This window comes from Microbacterium sp. Leaf320, assembly GCF_001423485.1.
GTDB lineage: Bacteria > Actinomycetota > Actinomycetes > Actinomycetales > Microbacteriaceae > Microbacterium.
In genome coordinates, this window is the sequence record NZ_LMOD01000007.1 from 1 (window position 1) to 14,292 (window position 14,292).

Here is a 14,292-nt window from a genome sequence, read left to right on the forward strand (position 1 = left end):
TGTGTGCACCCACGGTGACGGTGATCACCGGGCGCCCCGCATAGGTTCCTGTGGCAACAACGTCCACCGGACCCATCAATGGCCACACCGTCCGAAAGTCAAGGATCGCGACCGCAACCGCGGTGTGAGCCCATTCGGTGCTCACTTCCGCGAGTTCACGCGATTCTCGCGAGGTCACCTATTCCGACCGGGTGGTGTGGGGTGAGTCCGCTGGAGATGCGCTTTGCCTCTGCGACAGCGGTGGTCGACAGCCTGCGCAGCTCTGTCCCCAAGGATCCCGCGATATGGGGAGAGAGAAAGACGTTCGGCAAAGTGTAGAGACGGTCCCCGGAGACGGGGATCCACGGGTCGGTGACGTCGAGGATCGCTGAAATGTCGCCGAAGGCGAGCCGGTCGGTCAGTGCTTGTTGGTCGACGAGAGAGCCGCGCGCCGTGTTGATCAGCGTTGCTCCGGGTTTGAGCGTCCGGATCAGTTTGCTGTTGAAGAGATGGTGCGTACTAGGAAGAGCGGGCGCGTGCAGGGACACGACGTCGCTGCTTCGCGCGAGTTCCTCGAGCGATACGCGTTGCACGCCGAGGAGGGAGGCATCCGCATCTGACAGGTACGGATCAGCGACGACGACCTCCAGATCGAACGGCTGCAGCAGGTCGATGACGCGGCGCCCGATCGTAGACGCCCCGACAAGTCCGATGCGCTTGCCAAAGTTCCCGATCCGAGGGTCGAGATCTTTCCTCGGGTCAAACGCCTCTGTGCGGGACAGATGTCGCGAGATACCGATGACGTCCTTGTTGGCAAGCAAGATCATGGCGAGGGTGTATTCGGCAACCGGGAGCGCATTCGCTGCCGTGGCCGAGCTGACGATGATTCCCCGGCGCCAGACTTCTTCTGTGAGGTGTTGTTTGACGGACCCTCCTGCATGGACGATGGCCCGCAGCGCGGGGGCCGAGTTCAGCACGGTGGCGTCGATGACGGGGCTCCCCCAACTCGTGATGAGCACTTCGGTTTCTCGAAGGATGCTGAGTGATCGGTCGGCGGCGAAGGAGCCGAGGGGAGCATCAGCAAGGAGGAGGAGTTCCGGAGCGAAGGTGTCGCGTTCCCTGGGAGGGAAGATTTCCTCGGCGACATCTGCTGTCATGGCCAGTGCGATTGTCGATGGCCGCGTCATTTGACAGCGCCTTCGGTCATCCCGGCCCGCCAGTATCGCTGCAGGAGGACGAACGCGAGGATCAGCGGGAGGATCGAGAGCAACGATCCGGTGATAACCAACGGGGCAAACTCGGGGTTTGCGCGAGTGTATCCCTGCCACAGCGACATACCCAGCGAGACGGGAAAGAGGCGCTCCGACGTGAGCATCACGAGCGGCAGCATGTAGTTGTTCCACACGGCAACGAACTGGAACAGAGCGATAGTGATGAACCCCGGCATGATCATGGGGAGCGCTATAGAGAAGAAGCTTCGTATAGGGCCGGCGCCGTCAACGCGTGCGGCCTCAAGAGTCTCGTCCGGGATGTAGGCCTGGCTGTAGATCCGCGCGAGGTAAACGCTGAAAGGATTGCAGAGCGCAGGCAACAGAATGGCCCACATGGTGTTGGTCAGGCCGAGGGGCGCGAAAAGCATGTACAGCGGCAGCACTGTCGCGGTGTTCGGGATCAGAACACCGACCAAGACGAAGCCGAAGAGCTTGTTTCGCCCTCGAAACCTGTACTTGTCGAACGCGAAGCCTGCGGCGACGGAGATGAGGCCGCCGATGACCGCCCCGACGGACGCGTAGAGGATGCTGTTGCCCATCCACGCGAAGAAGATGCCGTCGCTGCGGGCAGCGATGTCCGCGATGTTCTGGGGCAGGGAGAAGTCCGTGAAGTCGAAGATGGTGCCGCCGTAGAGCTGTTGGGCGTTTTTGGTGGAAGCGAACAACAGCCAGGTCACGGGGAGCACCATATAGAACGTGGCGAGCAGCAGGATCGCGGTGACCATCGTGCGGCTCGTCAGTGACGTTTCGTTCCCGCCAGCGCGGCGCCGCGGCTGTCGCGGTGCGCGTGTTCCCGCTGGGAGGCGGGGTGAACTGGTGTCGGCGAGCCTCGAGGCTTCGGTGAGCGAGTTCATGCGCCGGCTCCCTTCGAGTTGATGCGGGTGATGAAGAACGACACCGCGCCGGCGATGATGGCGATGATGATGGAGGCGGCTGCTGCCTGATGGAGGTCCAGTCGGTTGAAGGCAGCGTCATATGCCCACATGTTGGGGACGTAGGTGGGTGTGACGGCACTGGACGCCGTCGCAAGGATGGACGGCTCTGTGAACAGCTGGAGTGATCCGATGCTGGTGAACAGAACACTGACCCCGAGGGCAGGAGCGACGAGCGGCAGCTTGATCGAGAACGCTGTTCGAAGCGCTCCGGCGCCATCCACTCGAGCAGCCTCGAGTACCTCTCGTGACACCGCTTGCAAGGCGGTGAACAGGATGATGACGTTGAATCCGGTCCACTCCCACACCGCTATGTTCACCATCGCAGGCAGCACGAGTTCTGCCGAGAAGAAGTTCACGGTGATGCCGCCGGATTCGAGAGCCTTGACGAAGGGACTCACCCCGGGAGTGTAGAGGTAGGTCCATATCAGCGCTGCGATTACTCCAGGGACGGCGTGGGGCAGGAACAGCAGAAGCTGGAATGTTCGTTTGAGGAGCGCGGCGGCGGAGTCGAGAAGCAGGGCAAAGACAAGTGCGCCCCCGATCATGCTTGGCAGGTAGAGAAGGATGTAGACGGCCAGTCGCCCGAACCCCGCGAGGAAGGACTCCGAGGCGAGGACGGTGACGTAGTTCTCAATCCCCACGAAGCCCGTCTCGGGGGCGCCTCCGAAGCCGAGCCCGGACTTTCGCGTCGCGAACACGCTCAAGACGACGGAGTAGATCACCGGAGCGACCATGGTGAGAAGGAACAGGGCAAAGAACGGCGCGAGGAAGATGCTGGCCGTCCGCCCGCCACCTCCCAGATCGCGCGAGCGGAAACGTGACCGCGTTGATGATTTCGAAGTGGACATGAGGCCTCGACTTTGCCCTGTTCTGGTTCTCTTGAGTGGTGGACGGATACGGCTTCGCTATTTGACAGACAGGCCCGTCTGTTTCAGCCCGTCGATTGTCTTCTGCTGGACCGTGTCGAAGTCAGACACGAGGTCCCCCTCGGGCCCCACAGCAGTGAGTGTCTCCTGCATCGCCGAAGAGGTGACACCGAAGTTGGGGCCCCACTGCCAGCCGTTGGGGTCGCCTGCCGATGCCTTTTCAAACACCTCCCAGATGTCGTTGCCGAAGAAGTCGGACGTCGCGTAAGCCTCCTTCGCCGCCTCTGTCAGCTCAGGTGCCGCCAGGAAAGCCGATCCGGAGTCTCCCCGTGCCTCGATCGCCAGTGGGTCCGTGGTGAGGAACTCCATGAACTTGGCTGCAGCCTCAGGATTCTTGCTCCCCTTAGGCACGGCAAAGGTGGAACCGCCGTATAGCGGGGCGATGTCCGTTCCCCAGCTGGGCAGCTCGGCGGCAATCCACTTGCCCTCTTGGCCGGCGTCCTTGACACGGTTGTAGATGGAGCTTGCGGACCAGCTCGCCCCAATCACCCCGGCCGCCCGACCGTCGACCATGTCCGCAGTCCACTCATCGGTGAAGGAAGGGACCGCCTTCACCGACCCGTTTGCCAACATGCGCTGCCAGAGAGCGGCAACCTCCTGGCTCGCCTTGTCGTCGATGCCAACCTTCCAGCTTTCGTCGCCGGACTCGAACCACTGGCCACCGTTCTGCCACGCCAGTCCTGCAAACCAGCTCGATTCATTCGCGTTGAACGACGCAAGATAGCTGCCCGTCGCAGCCAAGACCTTGTCGCCGGCCTCTTCGAACTCGGCCCAGGTGGTCGGCACGTCGACGCCTGCCGCGGCCAGAAGGTCCTGTCGATACCACACCATCATCGGTGGCGCGTCGTACGGAAGAGCCCACGTATCCCCACCGAGCTGGACGAGGTTTCTACTGGCCTCGTTGAACGTGTCCATGGTCTTCTCCGACACGTACCCATCAAGCGGCGTCAGGCGATCGGAGGTCACGAACTCCGGCAAAGCGAAGTACTCCACCGTAGCCACGTCAGGGGCGTTCCCGGCACCAATTGCCGTCGACAACTTCGCGTAGCCGTCGGGACCAGAAGGGACCGACTCGAACACGACCTCGATGTCCTCCTGGCTGTCATTAAACGCCTCCGCCACAAGATCCATGTTGGACAGCGATGACCAGAACACGACAGTCCCGGTGGCGGGCTTCGAAGCGGTAGGTGGCGGTTCTGCCGGGCTGCTGCATGCCGTCAAAGACGCTGCGACTACGGCGGCAGTTGTCAAGCACAGGATGGGACGAAGGGACTTTCGCATTTCACACTCCTCATTGACCGTGGAATTTCTGATTCTTGAGCCACCATGTCCACTCAAACAACCAACAGAACAAATATGAACAACTAGCGAGGGATGCGACTGGATTCCCTCTCACTCAGAGCGGGCAGTAACCCCACGCGAGCGGAAACAGGCGACGGTAGTCCTCGGGCGCGAGCAAGCACACGATCGAGGCACGTCTGCGCAGCGAGAAATCCCACGTCATACTTCGGTGGCGCAATCGCGGTGAGCGGGACCGAGGCGAGGGAGGCCACCTCGTCGTCGTAGGCCATCACAACGAGATCCGCTGGAACCCTGACCTGCCGATCCTCTGCGACATCGAGGAGGGAGATGGCCGCTTCATCCGGCAGCACGATCACGGCATCTACGTCATGGGTGAGACATGTATCCAACAGAGTATTGAGACGCCGCCGAAGCTCATCGACCGCTGCATCTGCCGCGGTGAGCTCCAGCTCGATCGCTGCACTGCGCATGCCGGCAGCATCCAGGCCGCGACGATACCCTTCTTGCACGAGCGGGGCGGTCGGACTGTCTCGCCAGGCGAGTGCAATCGAGCGATGTCCTTTCGCGACGAGGTGAGTCACGGCGAGTTCGGCACCATAGGCATGGTCGCTACGCACCGCGCTCAGGCGAAGGGGGGTACGCGCCGTATCGATTGCACGTTCGACAACGACCACCGGGACTGGGGCCTCTTGCAGCAGGAGGTAAGTGGCAGGGTCGGCAGCCATCGACCGGCTCGGAGTGACGAGTAGACCATCGATACCGTTGCCGATCAGCCGTGCGATCTGTTCACGTTCAAGCTCCGACGAATAATCCGAAATGCCGAGCACCAGTCGCGCCCCGGAATCGAGCAACGCCGCTTGGGCTCCCCTGATGACGTCGGGGAAGTAGTACTTCGCGGAAGGGACAACCATCCCGATCGTGGCGAGAGGAGAAAGGCGTCGCGCAGTACCGGCGCCCCTCGCGCGAGGGCGAGTCGCCCCCCCATGCACCCGCTCGACGAGTCCTTGGGATTCCAGCTCCGCAAGGTCACGACGGACCGTCATTCCGGAGACACCGAAGCGTTGCGCGAAGGACGCGACACTCAAAGAGCCTCGGAGATCGATCTCGTGGAGAATATGTGACTGACGCTCGGAGCGGATCATGTGTGCAATTGTGTGTACTTGTACACTTCCGTGCAACTACATGATGTGACTCCGGCACCGTCCAGCGCCAACGCGATGCCCGCAAGGGTGACGAGTTCTCGATCGGCTAGGAAGAGGCATGGTGCTCGCATTAGTAGCCTACGGAACGGGGCACTACTCGGACCCTTGGCACCCGCTGCCAGCAACGGCCAGAGTTCTGGCTTCCATCGTTGGAGGTGCGGGCTTCGATGTTGAGGTGACCTCGGACGTCGATGGCGCTCTCGCTCGACTTCAGGATGTGGATCTGTCCCTCCTAAACGCGACCGACCCCTGGCGCAACGGCCCCACGGGCCGCGGAGCGCCGAAGGCATCAGTGGCCGGACTTGCCGCGAGAGTGGAAATCGGACTTGGCATCCTCGCTGTCCACAACTCGATCGCGAGCCTCTGAGACACCCCCTCTGGCGAACTCTTGTAAGCGGAACTTGGGTCCCCGGGGCGAGTACCCATCCACCGTTCGGCCGTGTCGACGTTCACTCCACAGGCCGGGGGGGGGAGACCGCCGTTTGCCGTCGAGGACGAGGGGTACATCGGACTCGAAATCGATGACGAGGTCGAAGTCCTGGCAAGCCATGATTTCGACGGCCATACACGTCCCCTGATCTGGCAGAAGGAATACAGGAGGGCGTGCGTTGTCGTCGACGCCCTGGGGCGCGATCCGCGTGCGTACGACGGTGCGGAGCATGTGGCATTGCTACGAGCAGCGATGGGTCGGGCTGTCACACATCTGGATGGGGTCAGCCCAGACTGAGGTCACCGCAGCATCGGGATCCGTGCGTTCAGATTTGTTCACTCAAGGCTCGTACGGCGGCGGGATATCTAGGCTGTCGGCAACAGCAATGAGGCTGTGGCCGTTTCGGCGGCTCACCTACTGAATCCGAGGCCACCATGCCCAACGTGGAGCGAGTGAGATCACACCGTAGGCGGCGTTCCGTCGCCCTCATCACAGCGACGCTTCTGGCCCTCGCCTGGGTGTCCCCTGCACCAGCGCTCGCAAGCGCGCTCCCAGCTCTCAACAATCCCAACTTCAGCACAGTAGACAGCTCCGGTCGACCAGTCGGCTGGGCCACCTGGAACCCGGCGGGAACCGGGACCATCACGGTGGAGCCCGCGGGGGGCCCAGCCGGTTCATCCGCCGTGGCGATTGCTTCCACCTCCGGCGCGACTGCACGGCTCGCGTTGACGCAGAGCCTCACTCTCGACAACACGATGCCTCGCCGCGTCACGGTGACCGCCAACGTGAAGGGCGAGAACCTGGGGCAAGGGTTCAGCATGATTCGAATCCAGGCCTACAACGCATCAAATCAGATCGTCGCCGCCGTACCCGCCGGCCCGTACCTTCGAGAGAGCTTTGGCTGGCAGCCGTACGCCATCACCTTGACGATTCCGGAAGGGGCCACACGCTTGACCGTTGAGCCCATGCTGGATCGCGCCGCCGGGAAGCTGTGGGTCACCGGCATCGGCCTGGCAGAGGGAGGCCTCCCCGCCCTGCTCAACCCCAGCTTCACGTACACCTCCACAAGCGGTGCCCCCCAGTACTGGAACGCATGGAACCCCGCGGGTACAGCCACGGCGGCCGTCTCTCCCCATGGGGGGCCCAGCGGCCAGGCCGCGGTGGCGATCACCTCAACTTCCGGGAGCTCCGCCCGCTACGCCCTCACGCAGAACATCCCCGTGGATTCGTCCACCCCTCGCCAGCTGAGGCTGCGAGGCTCGGTGAAAGGCGAAGGCCTGTCCGGCGGGTTCAGCATGCTTCGGGTACAGGGATACAACGCGGCGGGGCAGCTAACGATGCCGGCGGCACAGGGGCCGTACCTCACGGGGACTTTCGCGTGGAAAACGTACACCACCGATATCGTCCTTCCGGTAGGAACGACTCGACTCTCGGTTGAGCCGATGCTGGACCGTTCTGCAGGCACACTGTGGTTCACCGGACTGGAGATCGTCGAGAACACCGCCACCGGAACGCTCACGGCCACGGCCACACCCGCGGGACCAGTCGAACTGGTATGGTCCGTCGCGGTCCCCAATACTGTCCGCTACGCAGTGCATCGGATCGAAGGCACCACCGCGCCCGCGGGAGATGCCACCACCCTGGTGCGCACGGCTGTCGCCCCCACAACTGCAGACGACACAGGGGCGCCGGGGCGGACATACACCTACGTGGTCCAGGCACTCGACGCCACCGGCACCGTTTTGGCCACGAGCCCCCCAGTAAAGGTCAGCACGCCCGCCAGTTTCACCGATCGGACTCAGTCGACAATCCTCACCGCCCAGCAAGCAAACGGCGGCCAAGCGCGGGTGACCTGGGCGATCGCCGCGAACGCCGCACCCGGCAACCTGACCGTTCAGGTCGGCGCACGCAGCCCCCAAACGATCCAAGGCTACGAGGGCAGCATCCAGCTATCGGGCAACCCAGGAGACGAAGTCCTCCTGCGATCCGGGAGCCAGGTGCTGTCGACCGCACAAGTCGGTGCAACCGCCCACCCGCGCGCCCTCGTGGACACCGGCACGATCGCTCGCGTGAATCAGCAGCTGGCAGCAGGCGATGCGACGACCAGCGCCGCCTGGCAGGCGACTGTCGATCGCGTCGCGGGACCCGACTCCGCGTACGCATCAAACGGAAGTGCGGGTTTGTATCGTGCCCGAGACGCCGCGTTCCTCTACGCGGCCTCCGGGAACCAGCAGTACGCGCAGCAAGCCTATGACGGCATCGTCGCGGCGGAGGGCTTTATCGCCCCTCGCAGTAGCAACATGGGCCTCGAGCTGGCACGGGCGGCTCTTCTGCTCGCCCCCGCATACGACTGGGCTTACAACGGGTGGAACGCCGAGCAACGCGCACATGTGGTCGACCTCATCATCAAAACCGCTGACCTGCTATCGACGTACCACCACGACGCACTAGACGACACGGTCAAGACGAGCAACTGGGTGGGCGTCGTCCGATCCACCGAGTTGGCACTTCTCCTGGCCGCTCGGGGAGACACAGGCGTCCCAAACTACGACCAGCGGGTCGCGTTCCTCCTCGACCAGACCAATCAACACCTCGAGCAGGCATACACCAATAGCGGGTTCACCCAAGAAGGCTGGGACTACTTCCAGTACACCATGCTGTACATGCTGCCTTCCATCTACCTTGCCCAGGACACTGGCATCCGGACCCTCGATACTCAGCTACAGCGTCCGAAGTTCTGGAACCTCGCGTTGCACGTTGTCTCGTCCCGCAGCGAAGGAGATGCGCTCCAATTTGGAGTTTCCGGACCAAAGGGAAAGACCGCCGGCATATTTCCCTTGCTGTTCCCGATCTCGCCGCCTAACGCCGCCCCGGGCCTCAAGCACCTGTACGACCGAGTCCAGGGAGTCGCCTCCGACGGGCACACCTTCGATGACACCCACGGGGTTTGGGCCATGCTCTTCTACCCGGAATCAGCGAGCGGGACAGCCGCGGATCTTTCCGCGGCGGAAGCACATTCTGCGCTCCTTGATGACGAGGAAGGGTTCTACGTATTCCGCTCCGGCTATGCCAACCGTGATGACACACTCATCGCAACAGCGAGTCGCAACCAGCAGCATCGCGGGTGGTCCAGCGCTGAAACTTTCTCCCTGTCCTGGATGAGCCACGACACCACTTGGGCGACGCTCGGAGGAAAGCACTGGACCGAACCATTGCTCTGGAGTAAGCCGCTGGTGGATGGCAAGCTCGAACCGTATCGCAACCAATACGAAACCATGACGGGTGCCGGGGAAACTCTGGAGTCCCGCGCATTTCCGGACCAGGGAGGCGGCTACCTCCGCCTCGACGGCTCCGGAAACTTCCAAGTCGACACCGCCCTCCGCGAAGAAGTCGTGGACCTCAACTCCGAAGGTGCCGTGGACGCGATCGTTGTGATCAAGGACACCTTCCAAGACGCCGACTCCCACCGGTGGGACTGGCAGCTCCGCCCCGAGGCTGGTGTGACAGTCACCGTGAACGAGAACGCGACCGAAGAGCAGCCCTACTTCACCTTCGCCAGCCCCAACGGAACTGTTCTGTCAGGTTTCGTTCACAACCGCACGGGAATCACCGCCCAAGTCATCGATGGAACTCTCCGGCTGAGCCGCACGGGTACCTCAGCGGAGTTCGAGATCGTCCTCGCAACATCCCCTACGGGACCCTTGAGCGCAGTCTCCGCCTCGAACGGCCTTGTCATCGACGGCCGCCTCATCGATTTTGATGCACTCGACACGACCACTCCCGCCGGGCTACCCGGGCTGTGAGGGCGGATACGACCTGGACCATCCGGCATGCTCGTTCGTCCCGCTGGTGCTACCACCCCAGCGTATTGCTGGCTAGCACCGTGTCCCTTGTGGGTTGAGACAGTGATAGATCACGAAGCCGGCCTGGGTCAAGCGACGGCGATCCGACGTAACCCTACGGCGGAGAACAGAACTTCCTCGTCGGAGACCAAGCGAAAACGAGAACACTTTCGTCAGGTCGAACGCTTCTACGCCGAGAATCGGGATCAACTCGCCCGAGTCGCGCGATGGCTGGTCTACGGCACGAGGGTCCACGTGGACCACGAGGACCTCGTCTCGGAGGCGATCCTTCGTTGTCTTGATTCGTGCGCAGATGCAGTGTCACCTGCCGGTATGCGCTCGTACCTTGTCGCCTCCATGCGCAACCGAATCATCGATGAGTCCCGCGCTCCGCGTAGCTACAACGTTGCCTGGTCGCCGGCCCTTGACAACCAACACTCAGCCCCCGCACCGTACCTGCCGGCCGAGATGAACGAACAGGCACTGGTATCCCGCGCGTTGGCGCGGATTTCTGGCCTTCACAGACGCTACCTGCTGAGGACAGTCGTCGATGGAAGTAAGCCTCGGGAACTTATCGAAGAGTTCGGTCGTGCCGCTCCCGCCCTCTCGTCACTTGCCCAACGCGCTCGTCGATCTCTGTCCGAAGCGCTCCTTGACGTGCTCGCAGAGCAATGCGCGTCGTCGGGCCATGGTCAAACGCGGCTCGTCAAGTGCGGCCGTTGCTTGGAGGTCTGGATGGACCTCGCGTTGGCGTACGGAAGTCGAGCAGCCGCTGAACGTGAAATTCGCCGTTGGTGTGAGACCCGACTGACAAACGCATCTCGAGTCGCGGACGGGGCGCTCGTTCTGCTCGCACCGGACAGCCCCGCTCAGCACCGCGCGACGACCCAGACACTCGATTCATGACCGTGGAATTGCCTCCGTCTCGCAGACACTCCAACCGGGACATCATGATCGCTACGCGGGCGGCGCGGATACCCCCTAGGGCGGTGATGAGTTCCTATGCAGCAGACCGTGCCTGCACGATGACTGTGCCGAGCTGCACGGCACCTCAGCGGGTGCGGGGTGCGTCGATCGGGGGATTTCTCTCGACGGGACGTGGCGGCTGAGATCGCTCACGTCACCTCCGCGAAGATATGGCCGATCTCGCAGAACTCAACCCCGCCGGGCATCACCCAGACCCCACACCCATGCTTAACCTCGGCAGTGAGTCAGCGAGCGCCCACACCGACGCGGCACCCGCGACGGCCGANCCGAGGAAGAACACCACGACGGGGACCCAGTAGCCCCAGGTGGTGTTCTCTCGACGGGACGTGGCGGCTGAGATCGCTCACGTCACCTCCGCGAAGATATGGCCGATCTCGCAGAACTCAACCCCGCCGGGCATCACCCAGACCCCACACCCATGCTTAACCTCGGCAGTGAGTGCACCAATACCCGGGATAGTCGGCCACTGGTTGTTCTCCCGGTCGCGACGACCTGAAGGAGTCGCACGACGAGGTGGGCATGCGCGCCGTTATCCACGACATAGTTGTGTGCACCCACGGTGACGGTGATCACCGGGCGCCCCGCATAGGTTCCTGTGGCAACAACGTCCACCGGACCCATCAATGGCCACACCGTCCGAAAGTCACGGTCGTCTTCATCGAGCATCCGCGAGAGATAGNGTGCACCCACGGTGACGGTGATCACCGGGCGCCCCGCATAGGTTCCTGTGGCAACAACGTCCACCGGACCCATCAATGGCCACACCGTCCGAAAGTCACGGATCACGATCGCCAACGCGGCGCGAGCCCGCGCACGACCCTTCCGCGATGTCTTGCTCTTCCTGACACGATCGACAACCATAAACGTCGGTTGGACCTGCACGATACCCTCCACGTTCAACTTCTCCCCTGAGCTCAACCCGCTGATTCGACACGCCAGAGACCGGCTGGGGCTCCAGGGCGTCGCCGCATCCGAGTAGAGCCCCATAGATGAGACGAGACTCCTCGACGTTCCTTACGCCGTTCACCACACCTGCTGCTCGACCACCACCCGCCACTCCCCCACAGCTGCTGCACGGTCCGCGGGGCGCTCCGCCTTGCACTATTCGTGGCAGAAGGTCTGCGATGAGGCAAGGTGCAACGTCGAGACGTCAGGGAAGTCAGCGTTCCCAGGCTGCGCGCTCCCGTTCGGCGAACTCACGGAAGCGCCTCGCAGGCCGACCTGTGAGCCTCCGGACAGAGCGGTTCTGGAACGCGGAGATATTGAAGCGCACGACGCGGTAGATCATCCGCTGCATCGCGACGTAGTCGCCCGGTGCGCCGTTCGCGGCGATGCGGGCGAGGTAGTCGTCTTCACTTGGACGCGCGTAGCGGATGGTTCTGAAGGCACGGCCCGCGGGCAGATAGATCTCATCGCGGTCGCGGATGTCCTCGCGGTACGTGGTCGACAGGTTCTGCATGAAGAAGTTCGGTCGCAGGAACGTGAACGGGGCGCCGACGGCCTCGAGATACTTCTCGACCCGATAGTGAGGCACTCGCCTGTTGTGCTCGACCCCCTGCAGTGAGGAGGAACACGATCTGTCGCACAGCCCGCCGCATGGCTGCATCGATGAGGGGGAAGAGATAGCTCTCGACGTCTTCGATGGGCGGTGGGCGCAGAGGGAAGAGGCGATCGCACTCCGCGAGCCCCTCGATCATCGCCTCGGGGTCGGCATTGAACTCGAACACGCGCGCCTCGGCACCGGCCTGCAGCCTCGCGGCATCCTCCGCTGTGCGAACGGCCGCGATCACGCGCTCACCACGCTCAAGCAGGTGCGCGACGACGGCCGACCCGACCGAACCTGGGGCACCCGTGACGAACACCGCGGGACGCTCATGGACGCTTATCTCTGTATAATACAGGCATGTCAGATGTGCTCACCAGACTGGACGCGGCGCTGATCGAGATGCGCCGGTTGTGGTCGCCGACCACGTCTGGCCGTGCCGCCGAAGGCGCAGCATCCGCGGTGGACCTCTCCTCGGTCCTTGTCGCCCACCTCGTGGGAGAAGCGGACGGCAGCCTCACGGTCGCCGAGGTGGCGGATCTCTTGAGTGTTGCCGCTGCGACGGCCAGCCGTCTGTGCGACCGTGCCGTCGCCGGGGGCTACCTGCAGAAGGCACCCTCTCGCGACGACGCACGTCGCCGCACACTCACCCTCACGGATGCCGGACTCGACCTCCGCGAGCACTCCCTCGCGTTCCGGCGCGACTACCTCGAGCATCTTCTCGCCGACTGGACGGTCGACGAGATCGCCTCCTTCGAGGGCCTGCTCACCCGGTTCGCGGCATCCGTCTCCGCGCGCCCGCCACGCCCGAAACCGCTTCACGCCCCCGAGGGAGAACACCGATGAAAATCACCGTGCTCGGCGGAACCGGCCGCACCGGACGTCTGCTGGTTCCGACCTGCTCGCCGACGGCCACGAGGTCACCATGCTTGTCCGCGACCCCGCCAAGGCCAGAGCATTCGAGGGCCGTACCGCCATGGTGGTGGGCGACCTCCGCGATGCGACGAGTGTCGCCCCAGCGCTCGCAGGCGCCGTCGCCGTTGCATCCGCCCTCGGGCCCGTGGGCTAGGACACCACCCTCCTGCGAGACACCGCCGCGATGCTGACCAGGGCAATGGCAGAGATGCATGTTCCCCGCTATGTCGGGATCAGCGTCGCGGGCCTCACGCTGCCCGGCGATCGTAAACGCAGCCGCGACGAAGTCATCTCCTGGCTGCTCAACACTTTCGGCGGAGAGCTCGCGAACGACAAGATCGCCGAACACGACATCTGGCAGCGAAGCAGTCTCGATTGGACGCTCGTGCGGGTTCCACGCCTCGTGGACGGCCCGCCGAGCGAGGTCGACCACGACGCTCACGTGTCGGGCCGCCGCACCTCACTCAGCCGAGGCAACCTCGCCCGATTCATCGCTGATGCCACCCGAACAGGGTTTACTCCCGCAGTGCGCCGTTCGTCAGCAACCGGTAGCAGGACGAAGACACCGCGACTGCGGAGACAACCCCGAAGATTCCAAAGATAACACCGGAGCCGTACGCCACTAGCAACGAACCGTCACTACGGACGATGAGGGAGATGAGGAGCGTCAGTCCTGTCGCCGCGATGACGCCCATCGGCATGACCAGCGTCAGAATCCGGGATCGGGGGATCAGATAGCTTTCGAACGAGGTGATGCCTTGAGCATCTTGTCGAGTCCCGTGCCGACGGGTCGAAGCGGGAATCCACTGCGGGCGAACCCATCCTGAGCAACAACGACGGGATGGATCCTCGCCCGGTCACATAGATAAGGGTGGGTGTCTCGCCATGGCGAGACACCCACCCTTGTGGCGTGGTGAGGCTTAGACCGTGCGGCGGCGGATCACCGTGATCACCATGGAC

At 63.3% G+C, this 14,292-nt stretch carries 11 protein-coding genes and 2 pseudogenes; 6 read left to right on the top strand and 7 right to left on the bottom strand.

Annotated elements, in window-relative coordinates:
* Positions 1-155: 155 nt before the first annotated feature.
* The 5 genes from ASF63_RS18625 to ASF63_RS18645 form a co-directional block, all read right to left on the bottom strand.
* Positions 156-1,136, bottom strand: a complete 981-nt coding sequence (locus ASF63_RS18625; RefSeq protein ID WP_157534446.1) for a hydroxyacid dehydrogenase — start codon at positions 1,134-1,136, stop codon at positions 156-158.
* Positions 1,137-1,162: 26 nt separating this feature from the next.
* Positions 1,163-2,104 (bottom strand): carbohydrate ABC transporter permease, encoded by a 942-nt coding sequence (locus tag ASF63_RS18630; RefSeq protein WP_082478372.1) that lies wholly within the window; start codon positions 2,102-2,104, stop codon positions 1,163-1,165.
* Positions 2,101-2,919, bottom strand: coding sequence for a sugar ABC transporter permease (locus tag ASF63_RS18635; protein ID WP_321163167.1), 819 nt, complete (start codon positions 2,917-2,919; stop codon positions 2,101-2,103). The genes ASF63_RS18630 and ASF63_RS18635 overlap by 4 nt, the downstream gene beginning before the upstream one ends.
* Positions 2,920-3,090: 171 nt before the next feature.
* Positions 3,091-4,242, bottom strand: coding sequence for an ABC transporter substrate-binding protein (locus ASF63_RS18640; RefSeq protein WP_235560866.1), 1,152 nt, complete (start codon positions 4,240-4,242; stop codon positions 3,091-3,093).
* Between the two features lie 233 nt (positions 4,243-4,475).
* Positions 4,476-5,555: a LacI family DNA-binding transcriptional regulator gene (locus tag ASF63_RS18645; RefSeq protein ID WP_082478373.1), complete on the bottom strand. Its 1,080-nt coding sequence runs from the start codon at positions 5,553-5,555 to the stop codon at positions 4,476-4,478.
* A gap of 118 nt (positions 5,556-5,673) precedes the next feature.
* On the opposite strand from ASF63_RS18645, the gene ASF63_RS19200 reads away from it, so the two are divergent.
* The 4 genes from ASF63_RS19200 to ASF63_RS19690 all read left to right on the top strand — a co-directional run bounded on the left by ASF63_RS19200 (position 5,674) and on the right by ASF63_RS19690 (position 10,793).
* Positions 5,674-5,982 carry a hypothetical protein gene (locus ASF63_RS19200; protein WP_157534447.1) on the top strand — a complete coding sequence of 103 codons (309 nt, stop codon included), beginning with the start codon at positions 5,674-5,676 and terminating at the stop codon, positions 5,980-5,982.
* Positions 5,983-6,054: 72 nt separating this feature from the next.
* Positions 6,055-6,342: a hypothetical protein gene (locus tag ASF63_RS18655; protein ID WP_056517777.1), complete on the top strand. Its 288-nt coding sequence runs from the start codon at positions 6,055-6,057 to the stop codon at positions 6,340-6,342.
* Between the two features lie 386 nt (positions 6,343-6,728).
* The gene (locus ASF63_RS18660; RefSeq protein ID WP_056517780.1) at positions 6,729-9,848 is read left to right on the top strand and encodes a hypothetical protein; all 3,120 of its coding nucleotides are present in this window, start codon (positions 6,729-6,731) and stop codon (positions 9,846-9,848) included.
* Between the two features lie 27 nt (positions 9,849-9,875).
* The gene (locus ASF63_RS19690) at positions 9,876-10,793 is read left to right on the top strand and encodes a sigma-70 family RNA polymerase sigma factor (RefSeq protein ID WP_082478375.1); all 918 of its coding nucleotides are present in this window, start codon (positions 9,876-9,878) and stop codon (positions 10,791-10,793) included.
* 1,240 nt (positions 10,794-12,033) lie between these two features.
* On the opposite strand, the gene ASF63_RS19250 is transcribed toward ASF63_RS19690, so the two are convergent.
* Positions 12,034-12,408: an NmrA family NAD(P)-binding protein gene (locus tag ASF63_RS19250; RefSeq protein WP_056517788.1), complete on the bottom strand. Its 375-nt coding sequence runs from the start codon at positions 12,406-12,408 to the stop codon at positions 12,034-12,036.
* 25 nt (positions 12,409-12,433) lie between these two features.
* Positions 12,434-12,736, bottom strand: a pseudogene (locus ASF63_RS19695) (NAD(P)H-binding protein); the annotation flags it as partial.
* Positions 12,737-12,777: 41 nt separating this feature from the next.
* Here ASF63_RS19695 and ASF63_RS18680 point away from each other — a divergent pair.
* Both ASF63_RS18680 and ASF63_RS18960 read left to right on the top strand, forming a co-directional pair.
* Positions 12,778-13,263 (top strand): MarR family winged helix-turn-helix transcriptional regulator, encoded by a 486-nt coding sequence (locus tag ASF63_RS18680; protein ID WP_082478381.1) that lies wholly within the window; start codon positions 12,778-12,780, stop codon positions 13,261-13,263.
* A gap of 52 nt (positions 13,264-13,315) precedes the next feature.
* Positions 13,316-13,936: pseudogene (locus tag ASF63_RS18960) on the top strand (NAD(P)-dependent oxidoreductase).
* Positions 13,937-14,292: the final 356 nt, after the last annotated feature.